This is a genomic window from Pseudarthrobacter sp. NPDC059871, from assembly GCF_042731175.1.
Taxonomy (GTDB): Bacteria; Actinomycetota; Actinomycetes; order Actinomycetales; family Micrococcaceae; genus Arthrobacter.
Genome location: NZ_JBHWJV010000002.1, coordinates 339,722 through 363,038 on the forward strand (window position 1 = coordinate 339,722; position 23,317 = coordinate 363,038).

Sequence of the window (23,317 nt, forward strand, 5' to 3'; positions counted from 1 at the left end):
CCCCGTGGTGCGCACCGATCGTGAAGCGCTCGCGCCCTTCGTTCCGGACGGGACTGTTGCCGGGCTGGACGTGTGCCACCTGCAGTGCCACATCGGGACGGACACGGTGTCGCTGGCCCGTGCGGGCGCCCGGGTTACCGGCCTGGACTTCTCGCCGTCCGCCCTCGCCTCCGCTGCCGCCCTGGCCTCTACATCCGCGACGGCCATCCTGCCCTCTACACGGTGGATGAGGACGCCCATGGCCTGCAGCTCCGCTACCCGTACTTCAATCGCGGCCAAGCTCAGGTGTGGGACGAGGAATCCACCTACGCGGGTGACGGTAAGGTGGCCCATTCCCGCACCTACCAGTGGGCGCATCCGCTGTCCGACATCATCAACTTCCTCATCGGCGCCGGCCTGCAGATCCTCCGCCTGGACGAGGGCACTACGCTGCCGTGGAAGTTCTCGCCCCGCATGGTGGACGTGCCGGACGGATACGCGTGGCCGGAAGCCGAACGGGACCTCGTCCCCTGCACCTACACCGTGGTTGCCCGCAAACCACAGGCGTGAGTGCGCGGCAGCCGCTGATCTGCAACGATGTGCCACAGGACAATACCCAGGAGGACTCATGCCGTACACCGTGGATTTCAAGAACGTGTCCACTGTTGGCCTGGAATCATCGCCGGTAGTGGACGCCCTGGCCGGGCTGCGGGCCAACGAGGCGCGTTATTACAAGAACAAGTACGACCATGACTTCACCGTCACCGCCGCAGAAGAGGATCCGGAGACGCTCAAGTACATCCACAACATCCTCGCCACGGAGCGGGACCTGGTGATTGCCTCGAAGCCGCTTGAAGTTTCTGCCTTCGAGGTGGACGGGCTGCGGATGGCATACGTGTTTTACGAGTCCGGGCTGTCCATCAACGTCATGTACGGCATCGAGGAGGGCGCCAAACGGGCGGTTGGGTTCAAGCTGTCAGACGGCATGGAGGTGCCGGAGGAACTGGCGTCCAGCTTCAAGTTTGCGCGCCAGAAATCCAAGCTCGCAGGCACCATCCGCGGCTCCTACTTCGTGATCAAGGGACAGTACTGAGCCGGCTCCCGGCGGGGCATCCGCCGGCCATCGAACTGCCCCCCGCCGATCCCGGCCACGTGCTCTGGTACCGCGGGCCGGCGGAACACTTCGTCGAGTCACTGCCGGTGGGCAACGGCCTCGCCGGTGCCACGCTGCGCGGCCTGGCCGGCGGCGAGCGCATCCAGCTCAACGAGGGCTCGGCCTGGTCCGGCCCCACGGACAGGTCCGCGCCGCTTTTGGACCCGGCCGACGGGACGGCCCTGCTCCAGGCCGTACGCGGGGCGATCGATGCCGGTGACGTCCGGCGGGCCGAGGACCTGCTGATGGGCTTCCAAAGCACGCACTCGCAGGCCTATCTTCCGTTCGCCGTCGTCTCCGTCGAAGCTGCCGGCACCGTTGCCCCGGCAGCTGGCCCCGCCCGGTGGCTTGACCTCCGGACAGGCGTCGCCGGGCACCGCTACCTCCTGGACGGTTCCGAGGCGCGTCACCGGACGTTCGCCTCCCACCCCGACGCCGTCATTGTGCATGACATCGCGTTTGGAATGCCCGCCGACCTGCGGATCGGGATCTCGCCGGACAAAATCACCGCACGGGGCATGGACGCCGTCACCCAGGACTGGGGAACAGAGCTCCGGCTGGGCGTGCTGCTACCGGCCGACGTCGCGCCGTCCCACGAACAGGCTGCCGAACCAATCGCATACGGCCCGGAATCCCGCGCCGGAGCAGTTCACGCCGGCATTGTCACAGACGGCGATGCCGGCTTTGCTCACGGGGTCCTGGGCATCCGGGGCGCCACTTTTGTCCGGATCGTCGTGGCGACGGGCACCGCGCTTAACCACCCTTATGCCCGCCACGCCAACACCGCGCGCGACGCCGATGCGCTGGCGGGGCTTCTCAGCGCACGGATCGCGGGGGTACTGAACGAAGAAGCCTTCGAGCCGGCGCTGGAGCGCCACCTCGCCGACCACGCCGGGCTCTACAGCCGCGTTTCGCTCGAACTCGGCGGCGGCCCGGCGTCCGCCGCAGCGAAGCCAACCGACGAGCGCATCCACGCCTTTGAAACGGACAAGTCCGACTCTGCCCTGATTGCGCTGCTGTTCCATTACGGCCGGTACCTGCTGATCGCCTCCTCGCGGCAGGGAGGTTTCCCGGCCAACCTCCAGGGCATCTGGAACGAAGAGCTTCCGCCGCCCTGGAGCAGCAACTACACCATCAACATCAACACCCAGATGAACTACTGGCCCGCCCTCATAACCAACCTCGCGGAATGCCACGACCCGCTGCTCCGGCTGGTGGATACCCTCGCCGGCACCGGGACCGCGGCGGCCGGCCTGTACGGTGCCCGCGGCTGGGCGGCCCACCACAACACCGACCCCTGGGGCCACCCGTTCGCGGTGGGAGCCGGCAAGGGTAACGCGATGTGGGCCAGTTGGGCGATGGGCGGAACGTGGCTGGCCGACGCCGTGTGGCGGCACTACGCCTACACGGGGGACCTCGCCCTCCTCCAAGCGTCGTGGCCCGCCCTCGAAGGCGCGGCCCTCTTCGCACTGGACTGGATCATCGGCGAACCTGACAGCGGAACGTACACGTCGCCGTCGACCTCTCCCGAAAACCGCTTTGTCGCTGACGACGGCGGCCCCGCAGCGGTGGGCACGTCCTCCACCATGGACGTTTCCCTGCTCAGGGCGCTGTGCGGCTCGGCGCGGCAGGCGGCGGCCGCGCTCGGTGCCCCGGCGCCGTGGCTTGATGACCTCACCCGCAAGGTGGCCGCGCTTCCGCAGCCGGCCATCGGCGGCCGCGGTGAAGTCCTCGAATGGTCCTTCGCTGCCACCGAACACGAGCCGGAACACCGCCACACCTCGCACCTGGTGGGGTTGTTCCCGCTGCAGGAGTGGAGCCCGGAGTCCACCCCGGAACTGGCCGCCGCGGCAGCCCGGACGCTGGAACTCCGGGGCCCGGAATCGACGGGCTGGGCCATGGCCTGGCGCCTCGGCCTGTGGGCCCATCTGGGTGACGCCGGCAAAGCGGAGGAGAGCGTGCACCTCGCCTTGCGCGTGGCCGGGGACGGGCTGGCCGAACGCGGCGGGGTCTACCCCAACCTGTTCACCGCCCACCCGCCCTTCCAGATCGATGCCAACTTCGGAACGACGGCGGGCATCGCGGAGATGCTGGTGCAGTCGGACGCCGCCGCCATCAGGTTCCTCCCGGCATTGCCCGCCGCGTGGGGCGAGGGATCGATCAGTGGGCTGCGCGCCGTGGGCGGCATCGGCGTGGACCTCCGGTGGTCCGGCGGGGCCTTGGGGAGCGCCGTGCTCCGTTCGCCCGCGGACGTGCGGCGGGACATCCTGTGGAACGGGCGGCAGATCAGTGTTGAACTGGCCGGGGGAGAGGATTTCGAGCTCAGCGAGGACAGCTTCCTGTAGAGGAGGGGCATCCCGCCGGGCAGAATGCCTTCCAAAGGGTGAAACCGGCCCGGCCCTGACGTGGTTGCAGGCAGCAGGATGGCTGGATGCACACCAACCCCATCCTGTCCGGATTCAACCCTGACCCCAGCATCGTCAGAACCCCGGACGGCTACTACCTGGCCACCTCATCCTTTGAATACCTGCCGGGCCTGCCGATCTATCACAGCAAGGACCTTGGGGACTGGGAGCTGGTGGGGCACGTGGCCACCCGCGAGGAGCAGGTCCGGCTCGCCAACGTCCCCACCCCCGGAGGAGTCTGGGCGCCCACCCTCCGCTACCGTGACGGTGTCTTCTACCTGATCGTGTCCATCTTCCTCGGCGGCCGGGGCTGCGTGGTGTTTACGGCCACCGACCCCGCCGGCCCGTGGAGCGACGGCACCGCCATCGAGGCAGTGGACGGCATCGACCCGGACCTCGCGTGGGATGAGGACGGCACCGCCTATGTCACTTTCGCCCGCCACCCGGACGCGATCCAGCAGGTGCGGGTGGATCTTGCAACGGGAGCAGCGCTCGAGCGGCCCCGCGCGCTGTGGTCCGGCAGCGGCCTGTATTCGCCGGAAGGGCCGCACCTCTACCATCGCGGCGACTGGTGGTACCTGGTCGCGGCGGAGGGCGGGACGGACAGGGGCCACGCTGTCACTGTGGCACGGTCACGCCGCCCGGACGGGCCCTTCGAGTCAGCGCCGCACAACCCCGTCCTCACCGCGGCCGGCACCGGATCGCCGGTCCAGAACACCGGGCACGCGGACCTGGTGGAGGTTCCCGACGGCGGAACGGCCATGGTTTTGCTGGGCGTGCGTCCGGTGGGCCTCACCCAGGCATTTTCTCCCCTGGGCAGGGAGTCCTTCCTCTCCACGGTGGAGTGGAAGGACGGGTGGCCCCACGCTCAGCTGCCCGTCGTGGGCGGGGCGCGGCCGGAACAGGTGGAGTACGACTTCACCCACGGAGCAGCCCCGGACCACCCCAACTGGATCGGGGTCCGCCGGATGCCCGCCGAGTTCACGGCGCCGACGTCCAAAGGCCTCCTGATCGCCGGCGACGGGAGCACCATGGCTTCGCCCCGGCCCTGCTTCCTCGCCCAGCGCCAGCGCCACCTCGGCATGGAATTCCGGGCAGTACTGAGCGTCGCCACGGGCAGCGGGGGCGTGGCCGTGCGGAACGCCGAGGACAACTGGTTCGGAATCGAAGCCAGCCAGGGCCAGGACTGCGACGGCATCAGGATCACGGCGCGTGCCGTCGTTGCCGGCTTTGACCGGACGTGGGAGGCGACGGTTCCCGCCGGGGACATCGAGCTGGCCATCGCAGCCAGCCCGCCGCCGTCGGACTTCAGCGCGGGTGCCGTGGGTGGCGACAGGATCCGCCTTACGGTCCGCGCCGCCGGGCCGGGCGGGAGCCCGGAGTTGCTGCTGACCGAGCTCGACGGGCGGCATTGGGCCTTCGAAACCGCAAAGGCGTTCACCGGGAGGGCGTTCGGCGTCTACGCCGTTGCTGGTGAAGTCCTGGTCCGCCGCGTGTCCTACCGCGGCGAAGACTGACCGCTCGGCACGGTGCCAGATAGCCACCGCTAGATGGCGATGGCGCCCTGCCGTACGGGAGCGGCCGCTGGCGCGGCGCAGGCCGTGTACGGCTCAACGACGTATGGCTCAGCGGCATGGGGCTGAGCGGAACACGGCTCCGCCGCATACGCTTCAACGGCGCGCGCCTCAAGGGGGTGCGGTCCACTGACGCGCGGCTCGATGACGGCGAGCTGGCCGGTGGTGTCCGGGACGCCAGGCAGCTGCACCGCGGGCGCGTCACTGCCGGCAGAGCCGCCGGCGGCACGCATGCGAAGAAGCGCCACGGCGGAAATGAGGCACCAGGCAACGTTCGTGGCCACGGAAGGCCACGCACCATGGAAGGCGCCGTTGATGATGAATGCGGACGCGCCCACGAGGTTCGCGGTCTGGAAAGCCTTCCCGGCCTTCAGCCACCCCATGGATACGGTCAGGTATGCACTGAGGATGGCGACGGCGCCGGCCCAACCGGCAATTTCCCATAGCAGTTCCATGGTGTCCTTTCTGAAATCGTTACCTAACGGCAATTGTCGGGGCCGGAAGAGGTGTAGTTCAATTGCATTCTTCTGAAGACCAGGTTTAGAACGGCTTAACATGAATCTCGACCCTCGCCGCTTGCTGGTGCTGCTGGCCGTTGCCCGTACGGGCGGTGTTCTCGCGGCAGCCGATGAGCTGAGGATCACGCCCTCCGCGGTATCCCAGCAACTGAGCAAACTCGAGCACGAAACGGGGCAGGCGCTGGTGCTTCGGACGCCGAAGGGCTCAGTGCTGACACCCGCCGGCCTGGCTCTGGCAGAGGCCGGCGAAGAGATCGAGCGCGCCCTCACCGTGGCGCGCGCACGGATGGAAAGCGGAGCCACCATCGAAGGGGTGGTGCGCATCGGCGGGTTCACCAGCTTCGTGCGGACAGTGGTGATCCCGCGGCTCCCTGAATGGCGGAACCAGTTCCCCCAGCTGCAGATCCGGATCGTGGAGGACGACTATCCTGCCCTGATGCGGCTGCTCCGCCAACGCCAGCTCGATGCCGTGGTGGTGGAGCTGGACTCCACCACGGCGGAGCAGCGGACGCTCGCGGCCGGGATGATCGAGGAGCCGCTCCTGGACGAACCATGGAAACTGGTGGTCCCCACCGGGGCCCTGCTGACCACCGAAAACGTGGACCTCGGCCGGCTCCCGCTTCCGTGGCTGGGCGTCGAGCAATCAGCAGCCAACGCCGCAGTGATCGGACGGCTCCGCCACTCAACGGGCGCCCATATCGAAACGGTGCACCAGTACCAGGAAACCTTGACGGCACTGGCGCTTGTCGCCGCTGGCGAAGGGGTGGCGATCGTCCCCACCCTGGCCCTTGCCGGGGTGGTCCAGGACGGCGTGGAAGTCCTGGATGTCCCGGGCCTGGGAACCCGGCGCATCGTCCTGCGGCGCTTCGCGGGACGCCGGCCCGCCAGCACCCCGCTGGACACCGTTACCCGGCTGCTGCGGGAATCAGCTGCCGCCTTCGATACCCGGTCTGCCTCCTGAGCGGCCCACAGTACCCGCGCCATTGACCGCCTGCAGCGGCGTGGGTACTGTGAGCGCACCATCCGCGCCGCTGGCGAATCCCACCGGCCACGGCCGCAGCCGTTACCCGGAGCGGATGGAGGTCCGGGCGCGCCGGCAGAAGGAGGAAGGCGTGTGTCGTTCTTCCAGCTCTCGCTGATCGCCGCCGTCGCGCTCCTGGGACCCCTGTTGGCATTCCCGCGGAAATGGCACCTGCCCATGGTGCTGGGGCAGCTGCTGGCCGGCATCGCCATTGGGCGCACCGGCCTGGGCCTGGTGGATTCCTCCGATCCGACGTTCACGTTCGTGGCGGACGTAGGGTTCGCCCTCATCATGTTCGTGGCCGGTACGCACGTGCCGGTGCGGGACCGGGCCATCCGTCCTGCCTTGGCCGGCGGCGCGCTCCGGGCAGCCATCGCCGCGGCGCTCGCGGCCGGAGTGGGAACCGCTATTGCGTTCGCCTTCGGCACCGGCCACGCCCCGCTCTACATCGTCCTGCTCGCCTCGTCCTCGGCGGCCCTCGTCCTGCCGATCATTGATTCCCTGCGGCTGGCCGGTCCAAAGGTCCTCACCACCACGGCTCAGGTTGCTGTGGCAGACATCGCCTGCATCGTGGCGCTGCCGCTCGCCGTGGACCCGCCCAACGCTGCGCGGGCGGCGGTGGGGGCAGCCGCCGTCGCGGCCTGTTCGGTGGCGTTGTTCTTCGTTCTCCGCTGGCTGGAGCTCAGCGGCGCCCGCGGGCGGGTACATGACGTGTCCGAGGACCGGAAGTTCGCCTTGGAACTCCGGATCCAGCTCGCCTTGCTCTTCGCCCTCTCCGGGCTGGCGGTGGCAGGGCATGTGTCCGTGATGCTGGCGGGATTCTCCTTCGGGCTGGTGGTGGCGGCCGTAGGTGAGCCCCGGCGGCTGGCGCACCAGCTCTTCGCCGTGAGCGACGGCTTCCTCGGACCCGTGTTCTTCGTCTGGCTGGGCGCATCGCTGGACCTGCGGGCCCTCGCCGTCACCCCCGGCATGGTGCTCCTCGGGCTCTGCCTCGGAGCAGGAACCTTGCTGGTCCACGGCAGCCTGCGCCTGCTCGGCCAGCCGCTGCCGCTCGCGGTGCTATCGGCATCCCAGTTGGGCGTGCCGGTTGCTGCCGCCGCCATCGGCACCCAGCTGAACCTGCTGGAGCCGGGCGAAGCCTCGGCGTTGATCCTGGGTGCCCTGATCACCATCGGGGCCAGCGCCGCCGCAGGTTCACGGGCGGCCCGCGTGTTTGCACGGAGCGCCCCGGCCACCGCGGGCTAGGCGGCTACCCCCGCGAGTGCGTCCGCACGTCCGCGCTGACCGTTGCCTGGTGCCCCAGGTTCCTGGACACGGCGCGGGCGGCGGCACGGACCGCCGGCGCCAGCACGTTCGGTGGCGTGGAGCCGTCCGGGACCACGATGGACAGGGCCGCCACCACGGAGCCCTGCGCATCGAAGACCGGCGATGCCACGGACACCGTCATGGACGGGTGGCTGCGCCGGATCATGGCGATTCCGGTGCGGCGCACGTCGGAGAGGGTCCGCCGCAGCTGCCCCTCGGGCATCTCCGCCACACCCGGTTCCTTCTCCGGCGGTTTGGCCATGATGGCTTCCTGGAACTGCTGGTCCGCGCCCGCCAGCAGCACCAGCCCCACGGCGGTGGACCGCAGCGGCGCCCGGCCGCCTACCCGGTACGCCACCTCGGTGGCGTCCTTGGACGAGAGCCGCTCGATCAGCACCGCCTCTTCGTTGTCCCGTACGGCCAGCAGGACGTGGTGGCGGGTCACCTCGAAAAGGTCCTCGAGGTACGGCAGCGCGATCTCGCGCACGCCGTGCCCGCGCGGTGACAGGGATGCCACCTCCCAGAGCCTGACCCCCACGACGTACCGGCCGTCGTCGAGCCTCTCCAGGGCACCCCAGGCCACCAGCCTGGAGATCAGGCGCAGCGCGGTGGGCGCGGGCATGTCCGCGTGGCGGGCAAGCTCCGAGAGGGTCAGCGCCCGGCGGCGGTCCGAGAAGACGGCCAGCAGGCTCAGCGCCCGGTCAATGACGGGTTCGCCCTGCTTGGGCCGTTTGCCGCGGGCAGTCACGGCGGCGTTGGGGGTATCCGTGTGCGTTTCTGTGTCCGGGGACAGTGTCATGGCAGTGGTTCCTAGCGCCGTTGGCAGAGCTTACGGCCCACAGCGGCACCGTGAGCTGAACCACAATACTATTCCAACCATTGAAAGCCGTCTGTGTGGGCAAGGCACAGCCAACGAAGCTTGAAGTCCCAGCACCCCCACCTCCAGGAGACCTGCCGCATGACCGCCCCCACCCGGCTCCGGGCCGAACACCTGAGCGAAGCCATGGGCCTGGCCGTCCGGGAGCCCCGCCTGGGCTGGACGCCGCCCCCAGGAACCATCCGGCAGGCCGCGTACCGGATCACAGCCTCGAACGGCTGGGACACCGGACGGATCGCGTCAGCGGAGTCCAGCGGCATCGCCTACAGCGGACCGGCCCTGGATTCCCGCAGCCGGTTCGAGTGGCGGGTGCGCACCTGGGACGTCACCGCCGGCGGCACGGAAACAGCCAGCGATTGGTCCCAACCCATGCCCGTGGAGCTGGGCCTCCTGCACCCCTCGGACTGGACGGCGCAGTGGATCGGCCCCGCCGAGGAGGCGGTCAACCAGCCAGGCGAGCGCCCGGGATACGCCCTCACCAGGACCTTCACTCTCGCGGCACCACCGGACAAAGCCCGTGCCTACGCCACCGCCCACGGCATCTACGAACTCTTCATCAACGGCCAACGCGTCGGTTGCCAGCAGCTCACCCCCGGCTCCACCAGCTACAACACCACCCTCCAGGTCCAGGCCTACGACGTCACGGACTTGCTCGCCGCGGGCCACAACACCCTCCGCGCCGTCCTCACCGACGGCTGGTACCGCGGCACTTTCGGGTACACGCGCGACGCCGACATGTACGGCACGCACACGGCGTTCCTCGCCCAGTTTGAGCTGGAGTCCGGGGCGGGACGGCAGGTCATCGGCACCGACGCGTCGTGGCTGGTGTCCGCTACGGAAGTCATCAGCGCGGACCTCATGGCGGGGCAGCACGTTGATTTCCGCACGGCCGACGACGGTGAGTCACCCCGGGCAGGCGACCGCGGGGAAGGTGCGTCCGCACCGGGCCTTCTGCCGGCGCCGCCGCGGGCCGCCGTCGTGCGTTCCGGCAGCTTCGACGCACTTACCGGACCCCTTGCCCCGCCCACACGGGTGACGGCGGAGCTGGCGCCGGTGTCCATCACGCGGCTGCCCACCGGACACCAGGTGGTGGACTTCGGCCAGAACATCCACGGCTGGATCCGCCTTGCTGCCCTTGGCGCGCCGGGCGAAACCGTCACCCTCGAATACGGCGAGGCACTCGGCCCGGACGGCGACGTCACCCGGGACCACCTGCGCCCGCACGACTTCCGCGCGCCCGGGGCTTTCCGGGACGCCGGGCAGGTGGACACGGTGACTGCCTCCGGTGCCGCCGGCGAAGTCTTCGAGCCCCGGCACACCACGCACGGATTCCAGTTCGTTTCGGTGCAGGGCCTCACAGCGGACCTTCACCCGGGGGACGTCACCGCCTGCCTGGTCCGGACCGACCTGGAACGCATCGGCACGTTCCACTGCAGCGACGAACGGCTGAACAAGCTCCACGAGATTGTGGAGTGGAGCTTCCTGGGCAACTCCTGCGAGGTCCCCACCGACTGCCCGCAGCGTGAAAAGGCCGGCTGGACCGGGGACTGGCAACTGTTCGTTCCCACCGCCGCTTACCTGTACGACGTCACCGGGTTCACCCGCAAATGGCTGCGCGACGTCCGCGCCGACCAGTGGGACAACGGCGTCATCGCCAACATCTCGCCGTCGCCCGGCCCTGCCGCCACCTCGGCCGAATTCATGGGTTTCACCAACGGCTCCTCCGGCTGGGGCGACGCGATTGTCATGGTGCCCTGGGAGGCCTACCTGGCTACCGGGGACGCCTCGATCCTCGCTGAAAACTGGGAGGCCATGAATCGGTGGCTGGGCTTCGTCCGGACCACCGCTGCAACGCAGCGGCACGCCACCCGCTCGGCACAGGCGCCTGTCCCTCCCGCCCACGAGAAATTCCTGTGGGACACCGGTTTCCACTTCGGCGAGTGGATGGAACCGGGAGGCCCGGAGCCGGACCTGTTCGCCGCCCGCACCGCGGACAACGGCATCGTGGCCACCGCCTACTACCGGCACACCACGGACCTGATGGCCCGCATCGCCGGGGTGCTGGGGTTGGCGGAGGAAGCGGCCCACCTCGCCGAACTCTCGGACGCCATCCGGGACGCCTGGGCAACGGAATACCTCGACGCCGCCGGCCGGGTCACCCACGCCAGCCAGGCCAACTGCGTCCGGGCACTGGCGTTCGGCCTGGTCAGCCCGGTGCGCCGCCCAACCGTCACCGCACAGCTGGTGGAACTGATCCGCGACGCCGGCACCCACCTGGGCACCGGCTTCCTGGCCACCCCCTACCTGCTCCCGGTCCTGGCCAGCAACGGCCACCCGGGCCTCGCCTATGAACTGCTGATGCAGGACTCGGAGCCGTCCTGGCTGGCCATGGTGGACCGCGGCGCCACCACGGTCTGGGAACTGTGGAACGGCATCGACGCCGCCGGCACGGCGCACCAGTCGCTGAACCACTACAGCAAGGGCGCCGTGGTGTCCTTCCTGCACCGCTACACGGCCGGGCTGCGGCAGGCGCCCGGCAGCGCCGGCTGGGACCGGGTCATCATCGAACCGCGTCCCGGAGCCGGCATCACCTCCGCATCCACGTCCCACCACGGGCCGCACGGCCAGATCACCGTCGCCTGGACCCTGTCGAAGGGTGCTTCGGCGCCGGGCGGGATGACGGACGACGGCGTGCTGACGCTCACCGCGGACATCCCCTCCGGCACCACCGCCGAGGTACGGCTGCCGGGCGAACCGTCCGCCGTCGTCGGCCCCGGACACCATACTTTCGCCGCCGCCACCGGCGGGGACACCGCACACCCCGAGCTGATGAGGAGCACACTATGACAGTGGATGACGCTACCGATGTACTTGACCCTTCCCGCGCAGTCGTTTCCGGCGTTGACCCTTCCCGGCCGGGAAACAGGGACGTCCCGCCGTTCCCCGTGTACGACGCACCCGGCACACCGGAGGCCGTCTCGGACGCGTCGTCAGTGCACCGCGAGGTCACTTATGCGCGCGCCATCGGCTTCCGCCCCCTCAAGATGGACATCTGGCTGCCACGCCAGGCATCAGGCCCGACGCCGCTGGTGCTATGGGTGCACGGCGGCGCCTTCCAGCTGGGGGACCGGCGTGAACTGCCGCCCACGTTCGCGCCGGATTCGGTCTTCCGGCTCCTGAACGAGGCAGGCATCGCCTGCGCCACCGCGGACTACCGGCACTCCCTGGAGGCGCCGTTCCCGGCCCAACTCCACGACCTGAAGGCAGCGCTGCGCTACCTCCGCGAATTTGCCGCCCCCCTGAATATCGATCCGGACAGGTTCGGCGCCTGGGGCGAATCCGCCGGCGGACACCTTGTGGCGCTGCTGGGACTCACCGGCAACCGCCCGGACCTGGATGGCGGACTCGGCGCGCAGGGGCACCCCGCGGGCGTCAGCGCCGTCGTCGACTTCTACGGCGTGTCCTCCCTGGCGGACATCCCGCCCATGTCCATGCCTCAGGGTCTCTTCCCCGCTGCGCTCACGGCAGCGGTCCCACCCGGCATGACGCTGCAGCCGGAATACATGCTGGTGGGCGGCTCGGACCGCCCCGACCTGCTGGCAGCGGCAAGCCCCGTCAGCTACGTGGCGGCGGGGGCCGCGCCTTTCCTGCTGGTCCACGGCGACAGCGACGGGCTGGTTCCGCACTCCCAGACCGACCTGCTGGCGGCCGCGCTCGCGGAAGCCGGCGTGGAACACGAGGTGGTCACCATCAAAGACGCCGACCACTGCTTCTTCGGCGCCGAGGACCAACTCGATTCCATTCTGGCTCTCGCCGTAGGCTACTTCTCCCGGAAGCTGGGAACACCATGACGCCACGCGAAACAGCCCGGCAATCAGCCCGGCAGGTGCCTGGAGCCCCGGCCGCCGGGTTTGCCGAATACCTTGCCTCGCCGGAGGGCCCCAGGTTCCTGAACCCCGACGCCGAACGGCAGCCGGGCCCCGACGTTCCCATCCGCACGGTGACAGCCGACGGGCGGCAAGGTCCAGTGGCCATCCGAATATACGGTGAAGCCACCGGGACGGACACCCCGGCCCTGGTGTGGCTGCACGGCGGGGGGTTTGTCAGCGGAAGCGTGGACATCCCGGAATCGGACTACCTGGCCCGCGTGCTGGCCGATTCGGGGACACCGGTGCTGTCCGTGGATTACCGGCTGGCCCGCGACGGCGTGTCCTACCCCATCCCGCATGATGACGCCCTGGCCGGGTGGTTCTGGGCCCGGAAGAACGCCACCTCGCTGGGCCTGGATCCGGACCTGCTGTGCCTGGGCGGCGCCGGCGCGGGCGGCAATCTGGCCGTGGGCGCTGCGCTCTACCTGATTGATGCCGGCAAGCCGCTGCCCGCCAAGCTCCTGCTGGCCTACCCCTTCCTGCACGCAGAACTCCCGCTGCCCGCCGCCGGGTTGGACGAGGAGGTCATGGCGGGCCTGCCCCGGCACCTGCGGTTCACCCTGGAGGACTGCATCCGGACGGCGGAGAACTACGTGGGCGGCCCGGTCAGCATGGCGCCGTCCTACGCGATGCCCGGGTACGCGGACCCTGCAGGGCTCCCGCCAACGGCCCTTCTGGCCTGCGAGTACGACGACGCCCGCGGCTCCGCCGAGCTCTTCGCCGCCAGCCTGGAACAGGCCAAAGTCCCCGTGACGTATTTCCTCGCCGACGGCGGCGTGCACGGGCACCTGAACCACACGGCCGGGCTGCCCGAAGGCAAGGCTGCGCTGGGCTTCCTGGCAGGTGAACTCCGGTCCGCAGGGGAGCGGTAGCCAGCCGCTGCCTTTCCCGCTGCTGACCTTAGGATGGAACAAAACCGCAGGCCAGCAGGGAGTTTGCTATGTCCGACGATCCGTCCACCGAGCAGGAGGCCGGCCGGAGCCGGATGTTTTTCAGCCGTGCAAGGGACTGGGCGCTTCCCGTGGCGGTGGTGCTGATCGCCGCGGGCATCGGCGCGGCCGGCATCTCCAGCGGGCTGGCCAACCGGGACCGCCCCGACGGGGAAACGCCGGCACCCTCCGCCGCCCCGGCTGACCCTCCCTCCTGCCCGGTGACGGACGGGAAAACCCTGGCGCCGGCGTCGGGCGTCCTTTTCGGCATCAACTCGGACCTGGGCACCAAGCCGCTCTCCACCTACGCGGCGGAACTTGGCCACAAACCGGCCGTGGCCGTGTCCTACCTCGACTTTCCCTACGGTGATCAGGACCGGGACCGGCTCAAGGACACAGCCGCGAAGGTCCGGGCCGACGGGCGGATCCTGTTGCTCACCCTCGAACCGAAACAGGACCTCGGATCCGTCACGCCGGAGGTTGCCGCCACGCTGGCACAGGACCTTGCCGCCGTCAACGCCGGCGGTGTTCCCGTGATTGTCCGCTTCGGGCATGAGATGAACGGCTTCTGGTTCCCCGGGGCGCAGCAGCCGCTCGAATACAAAGCGGCCTTCACCCGGGTGGCGGACGCTGTCCACGCCGGGGCGCCGGGTTCAGCCATGATGTGGGCGCCGTCCTACGCCGGCGGATACGCCTACCCGGGCCGGCAGTACGGCGTGGAGGCGGGCTCGCCGGGCTTCGCCGCCCTGGACACGAACAGCGACGGCGCCCTCAACACGGCGGACGACCCCTACGCCCCGTACTACCCGGGCGATGACGCGGTGGACTGGGTAGGCCTGTCCTTGTTCCACTGGGGCTCCACCTATCCTTGGGGCGAAAATGAGGTGCCTGAAGCGGGCAAGTTCGCCTGGCAGCTCACCGGCAACTACAACGGCGCCAACGGGGACGAGCGTTCCCTTCCGGACTTCTACGCCGAGTACGCCGTGAACCGCAACAAGCCGCTTGCCATTCCGGGAACAGCTGCCCTCTACAACCCTGGTGCCGGCGGCGCCGCCGAGGCCGACATCAAGCAGGCCTGGTGGGAGCAGGTCTTCAGCCCGCAAACCCGCGAGCAGTTCCCGCAGCTGAAAATGCTCAACTGGTTCGAATGGGATAAGGACGAGGCCGAGGTGGGCGGCCGGATCGACTGGACCGTCACCAGCACCCCGGCCATCCGTGACTCCTTCGCTGGCGCAATGCCGGCTTGGCTGGAATACGGCGGCGCCGGCTGCGGTGCCGGCGGGTCCTAGGAACCGCAGCCACCCAGGGTGCGGCCCCGCCGTCGTCCGCCGGGGCGTTGCCCGGCCGGCCACACAGGCCTAGCATGTGCGCACAATCCACTGCGAAAGTGGACGGGCCGCAGGAAAGGGTGGGGCAAGCCATGGATGGGACGGGCAGCAACGAGAAGGTGGTGCAACGGCTGATCCAGTGCATCAACGACCGGCATATCGAGGTCATGGACGAACTGTTCCATGATGACGCGGTGATGCACTGGCCCCAGTCCGGCGAGTACGTCCGCGGCGCGGAGAACCGGCGGGGCATCTACAACACCTTTCCGCAGCTGCCCACCATCACGCCGCGGCGGCTGACCAGCGGGGGCAACCTGGTGGTGGCTGAGGCGTCCCTGGACTACGGCGGCCCCGTCTACGAAACGGTGTTCATCTTCGAGTTCCGGGACGGCCGGATCGCCACGGAGACGGCCTACTGGAGCGAGGCGTTCCCAGCCCCCGAATGGCGGTCACAGTGGGTGGAGATCGGTTAGGCCGGCATGGCACGCCCGGTTTTTACGGACGTGCCATGGGCCTTGGCGGTGCCTTAGCGCAGGGCCACCCTTGTGACTTCTACGGTGCCTACTCCCGTGCCTACACCCGTGCTTTCTCCCGGGTCCGTCCACCGTATTGTCCGATGTCCTGCCCGATTTCCCTGCCGATCCGGCGCAGCAGGGCGGCGGACAGTTCGGGATCGCGGGACGAATCCAGCTCCGTGTAGTCCGCCAGGGCGTAGACCCGGTCCAGCGGCAGGTCCGCCCAGCGCTCCCGCGGCAGGAGCGAGCGGCCGGCCACGGCGAGGACCGCGCGGTTTCCGGCGCGGCGGGCGACGGCGGCGGGCAGCTTCCCGGCGAGCGCGCCAGGCCGATTTCCGTGCTGCCGCTGCGGACGGACTCCACCACTTCTTCGGGGGTGAACGCGGCCGAGACGTTGAGGCGCACCGACGGGTAGGACAGGGTGAAATCGCTGATCATGGAGGTCAGCGGCTCGATGCCCGGCGACGGCATGGTGATGATGTCCAGCCGCCCGCTCCGGATTCCCCGCAGAGACTGGACGGCCGATTGTGCGGCGTCGAGGTCCCGCATGACCACCCGCGCAGGATCCACCAGTTCCTTGCCCGCATCGCTGAGGACCGCCCGCCGCCCGATCCGGTGGAACAGCGGCACTCCCAGCTCCTTCTCGAGGCCGGCGATGGTCTGGGACAGCGACGGCTGGGCAATCAGGAGATGTTCCGCTGCGCGGTTGAATCCGCCGTGGTCAACCACAGCAAGGAAATACTTCAGCTTCCGGGTGTCCATGAAGGGCCCCTTGGGCGTAGGGCTTCAATAGCCTACGCCTATCAGCGAGCCAGGCATCAGGGACTGCTGCCATGACGGGCTTCGGTCATCAATTGGCGGAACAATACCAGTCGGTGGCAGCATTGATAGATGCTTGAGGCAACCAAATCGCAGAAGTCCCCTGAGGGCGCACCACTGAATCCGGCACTGGCAGCGGAAAGCAGGATTGCCCGCGTCGCCGTGACGGTCTTCCCGCTCCTCGTGGTGGCCGCAGGTATCGCGGGGTACCTGCTCCCCGGGACCTTCAAACCCATGGGGAGCGCCGTGCCCTACCTGCTGGGCATCATCATGTTCTGCATGGGCCTCACCCTGACCCCGCCCGACTTCGCCGCCGTGGCAAAGCGGCCCTGGGCGGTAGCGCTCGGCATCGTGGCGCACTACGTGATCATGCCCGGCGCCGGCTGGCTCATCGCCACGGCACTGAATTTGGAGCCGGAACTGGCCGTGGGCCTGATCCTGGTGGGCTGTGCCCCGTCCGGGACCGCGTCCAACGTGATGGCCTTCCTGGCCAAGGGTGATGTTGCCCTCTCCGTGGCGGTGGCCTCCGTCTCTACGCTGATCGCCCCGATCGTCACGCCCCTGCTCGTCCTGTTCCTGGCGGGCTCATACCTGCAGATCGACGCCGGCGGCATGGTGCTGGACATCGTCAAGACGGTCCTCCTCCCGGTGGTTGCCGGGCTGCTGGCCCGGCTGTTCCTGAAGAAGCTCGTGGACAAGGTGCTGCCGGCACTGCCGTGGGCGTCCGCCGTCGTGATTTCCCTCATTGTGGCCATCGTGGTTGCCGGCAGCGCCAGCAAGATCGTGGCCGCCGGCGGCATCGTGTTCCTGGCCGTGGTCCTGCACAACGGGTTCGGCCTGGGACTGGGCTACCTCGCCGGGAAACTGGGCCGCCTGGATGACAAGGCACGCCGTGCGCTGGCCTTCGAAGTCGGCATGCAGAACTCCGGGCTGGCCGCCACTTTGGCCACGGCACACTTCAGCCCGCTGGCCGCGCTGCCGTCCGCTGTTTTCTCGCTGTGGCACAATATTTCAGGCGCCATAGTGGCAGCTTGGCTGGCCCGCCGCCCCCTCCAGGACACCCCGGCACCGCAGTGACCCGGGAATAAATGTGCACGACGGGGCACTTGCCTGCATAGTTAAGCTCCTGCGCCGGTGGGTAATAGACACCGCAGGACAGAAACGAACAGGGGCTTCAATTGGTAGGTAATGCAACCTTCCGTCACACCAACACCGCGCTGCTCTCGGTGAGCAGCGTCGAAGCTCCAAGGATCGTGAGTTCCGTTGACTTCGACCGCCGGCTGGCATCGACACTGCAGCGGCTGAAATTCCCGTCCCGGCTCCTGGAGCGCGTCGCCGGGATCACGCACCGCCGCTGGTGGGCGCCCGGGACGTCGTTTGACGACGCCGCCATCGAGGCAGGAGCCAAGGCCCTTGCCGAGGCCGGCGTGGAAGCGTCCGAGGTGGGCCTGCTGATCAACACCTCGGTGACCCGGCGCAACCTGGAGCCTTCCGTTGCGGTGAAGATCCACCACGGACTCGGCCTGCCGTCGTCGGCCATGAACTTCGATCTCGCCAACGCCTGCCTCGGGTTCGTCAACGGCCTGACCCTCGCGGCAAACATGATCGACTCCGGCCAGATCAAATACGCCGTGATCGTCAACGCCGAGGACGCCGAAGCCACGCAGGAGGCGACGCTCGCCCGGCTGCAGCGGCCCGAAACCACCCGCGAGGACTTCAACCGCGAGTTCGCCACGCTCACCCTGGGCTCCGGCGCTGCCGCGGCCGTCCTTGGCCCGGCGGACGGGCACCCCGGCGCGCACCGGCTGGTGGGCGGGGTGATGCGCGCCGGCACCGAACACCACGAACTGTGCGTGGGCGGCATCGACGGCATGAATACCGATACCAAGGGATTGCTCGACGGCGGCCTGCGGCTTGTGGTGGACGCCTGGCACGAGGCGCAGCCGGAGTGGGACTGGGCCGCCATGGACCGGTACGTCACGCACCAGGTGAGCAACGCCTACACCCAGGCCATCATCGATGCCATCGACCTGGACCCGGCTAAGGTGCCCATCACATTCCCGCACTGGGGCAACGTGGGACCGGCTTCGCTGCCCATGACCCTTGCCGCCGAGTCCCAGTCCCTCGAAGCCGGGGACCGCGTCCTGTGCATGGGAGTGGGCTCCGGCCTGAACACCGCCATGATTGAAATCGTTTGGTAGCCGCCGCCTGGCCGGGCGTGGATCCGCAGTGGTCCCGCGAACTTGCCGTGCCCTCCACCTCCGGGGCGGATGAGCCCGGAACGGTCCGCAACTGGCACATCCTGGACAACGGCGCCCAGCTCGAGGCCCGTGGTCTTACACCCGAAGGCACCCTGCTGTGCGTGCACGGCAACCCCACCTGGTCCTACCTATGGCGCACGCTGCTGGCCGCCGGGTCCGATCCCGCCCACCCGTGGCGGGTGGTGGCCGTGGACCAGCTGGACATGGGGTTTTCGGAACGCACCGGAACGTTCCGGCGCCTCGCCGACCGGATCAACGACCTTGGCGACCTCACCACGGCGCTGGGCCTGGACGGTCCCGTGGTCACCGTGGGACACGACTGGGGCGGCGTCATCAGCCTGGGCTGGGCACTGGCACACCCGGACCAGCTCACCGGCGTGGTCCTGACCAACACGGCCGTCCACCAACCGTCCACCTCCAAAATTCCGCCGGCGCTCCGGCTGGCACTGCACCCCGCCGTGCACCAGTGGGGAACGGTCACCTCTGACGCTTTCCTGCGGGTGACCCATTCGCTGGCCCACCCGCCCCTCGACGCCGACGTCAAGGCCGCCTACATGGCCCCCTACCGGGGTGCCAGCCGGCGGTCAGGTGTTGGCAACTTCGTGGCCGACATTCCGGTGGACGAATTCCATCCCAGCTTTGCGGCGCTGGCCGGCGTGGCGAACGGGCTGCGCGGGCTGACGGTCCCGGCCCTGATGCTGTGGGGCCCCCGCGATCCCATCTTTTCCGACCGCTACCTCAAAGACCTCATCGGCAGGCTTCCGCACGCCAAGGTGCACCGCTTCGAAGGCGCGGGACACCTCGTGGCGGAAGACCGGGACATTGCCACACCGGTGTTTGAGTGGCTGGCCGCCCAGGAGGGTGCCGGCACGGACGCCGACGCTGACATTTCTGCCGCTCCCGCTGATGTTTCGGCCACCGCAGCCACTCCGGGGGCGCCGGAGACCGCTGAATTCCGGCCCCTCTGGGACCTGCTCGGCGAACAGGCCGCAGGGCCCGCCGGCACCGGTTCCGCCGTTGTGGAGATGGCCCCGGACGGCACGGCAGCCCGGTCTCTCAGCTGGCAGCAGCTGGACCAAAAAATCCTGGACCTCGCCGCCGGGCTGGCGAAAGCCGGAGTAGGGCGCGGCAGCAGGGTCAGCCTCATGGTGCCGCCCGGGGTGGACCTCACGGTGGCCCTCTACGCCTGCCTGCGCCTTGGCGCCGTGGTGGTGGTGGCCGACGCCGGACTGGGAACCAAGGGCCTGAGCCGCGCCGTGAAAGGCGCCACCCCGGATTTCATCATCGGCATCGACAAGGCCCTGGCGGCAGCAGCCGCCCTGGGCTGGCCCGGACGCCGGATCAGCGTGGGCACCCTCCCGGCCGGCCGCCGCCGCCTGCTCGGCGCCGAAACCTCCCTCGCAGAACTGACCCGGCCCGGCGCCGGACGCGCTACTGCGCAGCCCGCCGATGCTGCCTTCCCCGACGCCCCCGCCGCCGTGCTGTTCACCTCGGGCTCCACCGGGCCGGCCAAGGGCGTGCTCTACACGCACCGCCAGCTGGCCGCGATGCGGGACACCGTGGCCAGCACCTTCGGCATCCGGGCAGGGTCCAACCTGGTGGCCGGCTTCGCTCCCTTCGCCCTCCTGGGCCCGGCTCTGGGTGCTGTGTCCGTCACCCCCGCCATGGACGTCACGGCGCCCCGAACCCTGACAGCCCGTGCGCTGGCCGACGCCGCCAGAGCCATCGACGCGACGGTGGTGTTCGCCTCACCGGCTGCGCTCCGGAACGTCGTCGACACCCGGGAAGACCTCGATGAGGCGGGCTTGAAGGCGCTGGCACGCGTTGAGCTGCTGCTCTCCGCGGGAGCCCCCGTCCCAGAACCGCTCCTGGCGGAGGTCCAGCAACTGGTGCCCGCGGCCTCGCTGCACACTCCCTACGGGATGACCGAAGCCCTGCCGGTGACGGACATCAGCCTGGAACAGATCAGGGAAGCCGACGCCGAAACAGCGTCCGGAACCCTCCAAGGCGGCGGTAACGGCGTGTGCGTCGGCAAACCCGTCCACGGGGCACGCCTGGCCATCATCCCGCTCGCGGCGGACGGCACCGCGTCCGGAACCACTCCGGTGACGGATGCCGGCGTGACCGGTGAAATCCTGGTCAGCGCCCCGCACGTCAAGGACTCGTACGACAGGCTCTGGCTGACCCAGCGGGATAGCGCAGGCCTGCCCGGCTGGCACCGCACCGGGGACGTGGGGCACTTCGACGCCGCCGGCAGGCTCTGGGTGGAAGGCCGCCTCGCCCACGTGGTGACGGCACCCGGCGCCGCGGTGACTCCGGTGGGTGCCGAGCAGGCCATCGAACGGCTGGACAGCGTCCGGCTGGCTGCTGTCACGGGAGTCGGACCGGCCGGCACGCAGGCGGTGGTGGCCGTCGTCGAAACTGTGCCTCCAACGCGCACCGCGGGCCCAGCGGAACCCGCCCTCGCCGCAAGCGTCCGGACAGCCGCCCGCACGGCGGGCGTCGAGATCTCCGCGGTGCTGGCCGTTCCCGCGCAGCCCACAGACATCCGGCATAACGCCAAGATCGACAGGACTCGCCTTTCGCGCTGGGCAACGCGCGTGCTGGCCGGCGGTCGGCCAGGGAAACCATGAGGGTCCTGGTCACCGGCGCCAGTGGCATGCTCGGCGGCGCCGTTGCGCGGCTCCTGGTTCACGAGGGCCACACCGTCACCACGCTGCAGCGGCGCCCTTCGGGGGTCGACGGCGCCACGGACCTGTGCGGGTCCATCACCGACGCCGGGGTGCTGAACGATGCCGTCCAGGGCCAGGACGGCATCATCCACCTGGCCGCGAAGGTCTCCTTCACGGGACGGGCGGCGGAGTTCGACGAGGTGAACATCGAGGGCACCCGCCGGCTCCTGGACGCCGCGCGGGCGGCCGGCGTTCCGGACTTCGTGTTCGTTTCGTCCCCGTCCGTGGCGAATTCCGGCACCGCCATAGTGGGGTTGGGCGCGGGACCGGCAGACCCGGAACACGCCCACGGCGACTACGCACGCACCAAGGGCGCCGCCGAACTGCTGGCCCTGGCGGCAGATTCCCCCAACTTCCGGGTGGCCGCCGTGCGCCCGCACATCGTCTGGGGCCCGGGTGACACCCAACTGGTGGAACGCGTCCTGGCGCGCGCCGCCGTCGGCCGCCTGCCCTTGCTGGACGCCGGAGCGGCCCTGATCGACACCACCTACGTGGACAACGCGGCGTCCGCCATGGTGGCCGCCCTGACCCGCATGGACCGCGTCCACGGGCAGGCGGTGGTGGTCAGCAACGGCGAGCCCCGTCCCGTCGGCGAGCTGATCGCCGGCATCTGCGCCGCCGGCGGTGTTGCGGCGCCGTCCTGGGCCGTCCCCGGAGCCGTGGCCCGGGGAGCGGGGGCCGTGGTGGAAAAGCTGTGGCTGTGGGCCGGACGCACCGAAGAACCGCCCATGACCAGGTTCCTCGCCGAGCAGCTGTCCACCGCCCACTGGTTCGACCAGCGCCGCACCCGGGAGCTCCTGGACTGGGCGCCCGCGGTGTCGCTGGACGAAGGACTCGCGAAGCTGGCCGCCCACTACGCCCCGCGATAGGCCGCACGCTCGGCAAGCCTTTTCATTCAGTGAAACCGGCCGCGCCGTGCGGCTTCCCGATACCCCACAGTTGATTCATGACGCAGCCCACACCGGGCGTGTCAGGCAGTCACCACGGGATCATCACGGGACAGAACGGCGCGGTACACATGGAGTCAACGACGACGGCGGGGCGAATCCTTCGGGGAATTGAGTTCGCCCGCCCCGGCGGCGGAGCGCCGCTGCTGCTGGACCTCTACCTCCCGGCGGCGGATCCCGCCCGGGGCGCCGCGTCCGCTACCCCGCGCCCCGCGGTGGTCCACTTCCACGGCGGCGGCTGGCGGACGGGGGAGCGCTCCTCGCTTGGGCCCACCGTGGACGGCTTCGGGTTCAGCCCCATTGAACAGCTGGTGGACGCCGGTATTGTGGTGGCTTCCGCCGACTACCGGCTCACGGATACAGCCACCTTTCCCGCCCAGCTGCACGACGCCAAGGCCGCGGTCAGCTGGATCCGGGCGCACGCCGCAGACTACGACGTGGACCCCGGGCGCATTTACGCGTGGGGTGATTCTGCGGGCGGCCACTTGGCCAGCCTGGTTGGCCTGACCGTTGGCTCAGCCGCTTTTGCGGAGCAGCCGGACGGGACACACGCAGGCGGCACGGGTGTGGGAGACAGCGTCGCCGCGGTGGTGGCCTGGTATCCGCCCACGGACCTGGTGCGGATGGGGGCCCAGGCCCGGCCCGATGCCGTAGCCAGCGCCGATGATCCCGGTTCCCGGGAAGCACTCCTGATCGGCGCCCAGCCCGCCGACGCCCCGGACAGGGCCAGGGCCGCCAGCCCCCTTACCTACGTGCATGCTGGTGCCCCTCCCTTCCTCCTGATCCATGGCACAGCGGACCGGTTCGTCCCGGCAGCCCAGTCCACCGCCCTTGCCGCGGCGCTTGAAGACGCGGGCGCCGCCGTCGAACTTCTCCTGCTGCACGGGGCGGACCATATGTGGGCCACCCCGGACGGCAGCAGCGCGGCAGCCGGAACGGCCACTGCAGCAACCCTAGATTTCCTCCGCCGCCAGTCGGAGCGCTGATTTTCCACCACGCCCGGGCAGCCTGCCTGCCCGGTTGCC

The 23,317-nt window shown here is 69.6% G+C and carries 19 protein-coding genes and 1 pseudogene; 16 read left to right on the forward strand and 4 right to left on the reverse strand.

The window, feature by feature from the left end; all coding sequences use genetic code 11:
- Positions 1 to 222: 222 nt before the first annotated feature.
- The 4 genes from ACFV4R_RS04375 (at position 223) to ACFV4R_RS04390 (ending at position 5,054) form a co-directional block, all read left to right on the forward strand.
- Complete coding sequence (locus ACFV4R_RS04375; RefSeq protein WP_377201206.1) at positions 223 to 549, forward strand: hypothetical protein; 327 nt, start codon at positions 223 to 225, stop codon at positions 547 to 549.
- 58 nt (positions 550 to 607) lie between these two features.
- Entirely contained in the window at positions 608 to 1,072 is a 465-nt protein-coding gene (locus ACFV4R_RS04380) for a phage tail protein (protein ID WP_377201207.1), read from the forward strand.
- A 59-nt stretch (positions 1,073 to 1,131) separates the two neighbouring features.
- Positions 1,132 to 3,477, forward strand: a complete 2,346-nt coding sequence (locus ACFV4R_RS04385) for a glycoside hydrolase N-terminal domain-containing protein (RefSeq protein ID WP_377201208.1) — start codon at positions 1,132 to 1,134, stop codon at positions 3,475 to 3,477.
- An 86-nt stretch (positions 3,478 to 3,563) separates the two neighbouring features.
- Positions 3,564 to 5,054, forward strand: coding sequence for a family 43 glycosylhydrolase (locus tag ACFV4R_RS04390; RefSeq protein ID WP_377201209.1), 1,491 nt, complete (start codon positions 3,564 to 3,566; stop codon positions 5,052 to 5,054).
- Positions 5,055 to 5,083: 29 nt separating this feature from the next.
- Here the strand turns inward: ACFV4R_RS04390 and ACFV4R_RS04395 are convergent, their stop codons facing one another.
- Positions 5,084 to 5,566 carry a hypothetical protein gene (locus tag ACFV4R_RS04395; protein WP_377201210.1) on the reverse strand — a complete coding sequence of 161 codons (483 nt, stop codon included), beginning with the start codon at positions 5,564 to 5,566 and terminating at the stop codon, positions 5,084 to 5,086.
- Positions 5,567 to 5,666: 100 nt separating this feature from the next.
- On the opposite strand from ACFV4R_RS04395, the gene ACFV4R_RS04400 reads away from it, so the two are divergent.
- Complete coding sequence (locus ACFV4R_RS04400; protein ID WP_377201211.1) at positions 5,667 to 6,590, forward strand: LysR family transcriptional regulator; 924 nt, start codon at positions 5,667 to 5,669, stop codon at positions 6,588 to 6,590.
- 153 nt (positions 6,591 to 6,743) lie between these two features.
- The gene (locus ACFV4R_RS04405; RefSeq protein ID WP_377201212.1) at positions 6,744 to 7,895 is read left to right on the forward strand and encodes a cation:proton antiporter; all 1,152 of its coding nucleotides are present in this window, start codon (positions 6,744 to 6,746) and stop codon (positions 7,893 to 7,895) included.
- 4 nt (positions 7,896 to 7,899) lie between these two features.
- Here ACFV4R_RS04405 and ACFV4R_RS04410 read toward each other — a convergent pair whose 3' ends face one another.
- Positions 7,900 to 8,754: an IclR family transcriptional regulator gene (locus tag ACFV4R_RS04410; RefSeq protein WP_377201213.1), complete on the reverse strand. Its 855-nt coding sequence runs from the start codon at positions 8,752 to 8,754 to the stop codon at positions 7,900 to 7,902.
- A gap of 159 nt (positions 8,755 to 8,913) precedes the next feature.
- Here ACFV4R_RS04410 and ACFV4R_RS04415 point away from each other — a divergent pair, with 159 nt between their 5' ends.
- From ACFV4R_RS04415 to ACFV4R_RS04435, 5 genes are all read left to right on the forward strand, one after another.
- Entirely contained in the window at positions 8,914 to 11,679 is a 2,766-nt protein-coding gene (locus ACFV4R_RS04415) for a family 78 glycoside hydrolase catalytic domain (protein WP_377201214.1), read from the forward strand.
- Positions 11,676 to 12,683: an alpha/beta hydrolase fold domain-containing protein gene (locus tag ACFV4R_RS04420; RefSeq protein ID WP_377201215.1), complete on the forward strand. Its 1,008-nt coding sequence runs from the start codon at positions 11,676 to 11,678 to the stop codon at positions 12,681 to 12,683. Before ACFV4R_RS04415 ends, ACFV4R_RS04420 begins: the two co-directional genes overlap by 4 nt.
- The gene (locus tag ACFV4R_RS04425) at positions 12,680 to 13,633 is read left to right on the forward strand and encodes an alpha/beta hydrolase (protein WP_377201216.1); all 954 of its coding nucleotides are present in this window, start codon (positions 12,680 to 12,682) and stop codon (positions 13,631 to 13,633) included. The genes ACFV4R_RS04420 and ACFV4R_RS04425 overlap by 4 nt, the downstream gene beginning before the upstream one ends.
- Before the next feature lie 68 nt (positions 13,634 to 13,701).
- The gene (locus tag ACFV4R_RS04430) at positions 13,702 to 14,979 is read left to right on the forward strand and encodes a hypothetical protein (protein WP_377201217.1); all 1,278 of its coding nucleotides are present in this window, start codon (positions 13,702 to 13,704) and stop codon (positions 14,977 to 14,979) included.
- 74 nt (positions 14,980 to 15,053) lie between these two features.
- Positions 15,054 to 15,491 carry a nuclear transport factor 2 family protein gene (locus ACFV4R_RS04435; protein WP_377201218.1) on the forward strand — a complete coding sequence of 146 codons (438 nt, stop codon included), beginning with the start codon at positions 15,054 to 15,056 and terminating at the stop codon, positions 15,489 to 15,491.
- Between the two features lie 100 nt (positions 15,492 to 15,591).
- Here ACFV4R_RS04435 and ACFV4R_RS04440 read toward each other — a convergent pair whose 3' ends face one another.
- Together ACFV4R_RS04440 and ACFV4R_RS04445 are read right to left on the reverse strand one after the other, a co-directional pair.
- Positions 15,592 to 15,792 carry a hypothetical protein gene (locus tag ACFV4R_RS04440; RefSeq protein ID WP_377201340.1) on the reverse strand — a complete coding sequence of 67 codons (201 nt, stop codon included), beginning with the start codon at positions 15,790 to 15,792 and terminating at the stop codon, positions 15,592 to 15,594.
- Positions 15,793 to 16,121: 329 nt separating this feature from the next.
- Positions 16,122 to 16,295: pseudogene (locus tag ACFV4R_RS04445) on the reverse strand (LysR family transcriptional regulator); the annotation flags it as partial.
- A 129-nt stretch (positions 16,296 to 16,424) separates the two neighbouring features.
- On the opposite strand from ACFV4R_RS04445, the gene ACFV4R_RS04450 reads away from it, so the two are divergent.
- The 5 genes from ACFV4R_RS04450 to ACFV4R_RS04470 all read left to right on the forward strand — a co-directional run bounded on the left by ACFV4R_RS04450 (position 16,425) and on the right by ACFV4R_RS04470 (position 23,278).
- Positions 16,425 to 17,429, forward strand: a complete 1,005-nt coding sequence (locus ACFV4R_RS04450; RefSeq protein ID WP_377201219.1) for a bile acid:sodium symporter family protein — start codon at positions 16,425 to 16,427, stop codon at positions 17,427 to 17,429.
- 101 nt (positions 17,430 to 17,530) lie between these two features.
- Complete coding sequence (locus ACFV4R_RS04455) at positions 17,531 to 18,553, forward strand: 3-oxoacyl-ACP synthase III (RefSeq protein ID WP_377201220.1); 1,023 nt, start codon at positions 17,531 to 17,533, stop codon at positions 18,551 to 18,553.
- Positions 18,547 to 21,246 carry an alpha/beta fold hydrolase gene (locus tag ACFV4R_RS04460; protein WP_377201221.1) on the forward strand — a complete coding sequence of 900 codons (2,700 nt, stop codon included), beginning with the start codon at positions 18,547 to 18,549 and terminating at the stop codon, positions 21,244 to 21,246. The genes ACFV4R_RS04455 and ACFV4R_RS04460 overlap by 7 nt, the downstream gene beginning before the upstream one ends.
- Positions 21,243 to 22,214 (forward strand): NAD-dependent epimerase/dehydratase family protein, encoded by a 972-nt coding sequence (locus ACFV4R_RS04465; RefSeq protein ID WP_377201222.1) that lies wholly within the window; start codon positions 21,243 to 21,245, stop codon positions 22,212 to 22,214. Before ACFV4R_RS04460 ends, ACFV4R_RS04465 begins: the two co-directional genes overlap by 4 nt.
- A gap of 77 nt (positions 22,215 to 22,291) precedes the next feature.
- On the forward strand, positions 22,292 to 23,278 hold the full coding sequence (locus ACFV4R_RS04470; RefSeq protein ID WP_377201223.1) for an alpha/beta hydrolase fold domain-containing protein: 987 nt from the start codon (positions 22,292 to 22,294) through the stop codon (positions 23,276 to 23,278).
- The last annotated feature ends 39 nt before the right edge of the window (positions 23,279 to 23,317 follow it).

Coding starts and splice junctions, on each gene's coding strand:
- ACFV4R_RS04380 (WP_377201207.1), top strand. CDS start 608: ATGCCGTACACCGTGGATTTCAAGAACGTGTCCACTGTTGGCCTGGAA.
- ACFV4R_RS04390 (WP_377201209.1), top strand. CDS start 3,564: ATGCACACCAACCCCATCCTGTCCGGATTCAACCCTGACCCCAGCATC.
- ACFV4R_RS04395 (WP_377201210.1), bottom strand. CDS start 5,566: ATGGAACTGCTATGGGAAATTGCCGGTTGGGCCGGCGCCGTCGCCATC.
- ACFV4R_RS04400 (WP_377201211.1), top strand. CDS start 5,667: ATGAATCTCGACCCTCGCCGCTTGCTGGTGCTGCTGGCCGTTGCCCGT.
- ACFV4R_RS04410 (WP_377201213.1), bottom strand. CDS start 8,754: ATGACACTGTCCCCGGACACAGAAACGCACACGGATACCCCCAACGCC.
- ACFV4R_RS04415 (WP_377201214.1), top strand. CDS start 8,914: ATGACCGCCCCCACCCGGCTCCGGGCCGAACACCTGAGCGAAGCCATG.
- ACFV4R_RS04420 (WP_377201215.1), top strand. CDS start 11,676: ATGACAGTGGATGACGCTACCGATGTACTTGACCCTTCCCGCGCAGTC.
- ACFV4R_RS04425 (WP_377201216.1), top strand. CDS start 12,680: ATGACGCCACGCGAAACAGCCCGGCAATCAGCCCGGCAGGTGCCTGGA.
- ACFV4R_RS04430 (WP_377201217.1), top strand. CDS start 13,702: ATGTCCGACGATCCGTCCACCGAGCAGGAGGCCGGCCGGAGCCGGATG.
- ACFV4R_RS04435 (WP_377201218.1), top strand. CDS start 15,054: ATGTGCGCACAATCCACTGCGAAAGTGGACGGGCCGCAGGAAAGGGTG.
- ACFV4R_RS04450 (WP_377201219.1), top strand. CDS start 16,425: ATGCTTGAGGCAACCAAATCGCAGAAGTCCCCTGAGGGCGCACCACTG.
- ACFV4R_RS04465 (WP_377201222.1), top strand. CDS start 21,243: ATGAGGGTCCTGGTCACCGGCGCCAGTGGCATGCTCGGCGGCGCCGTT.
- ACFV4R_RS04470 (WP_377201223.1), top strand. CDS start 22,292: ATGACGCAGCCCACACCGGGCGTGTCAGGCAGTCACCACGGGATCATC.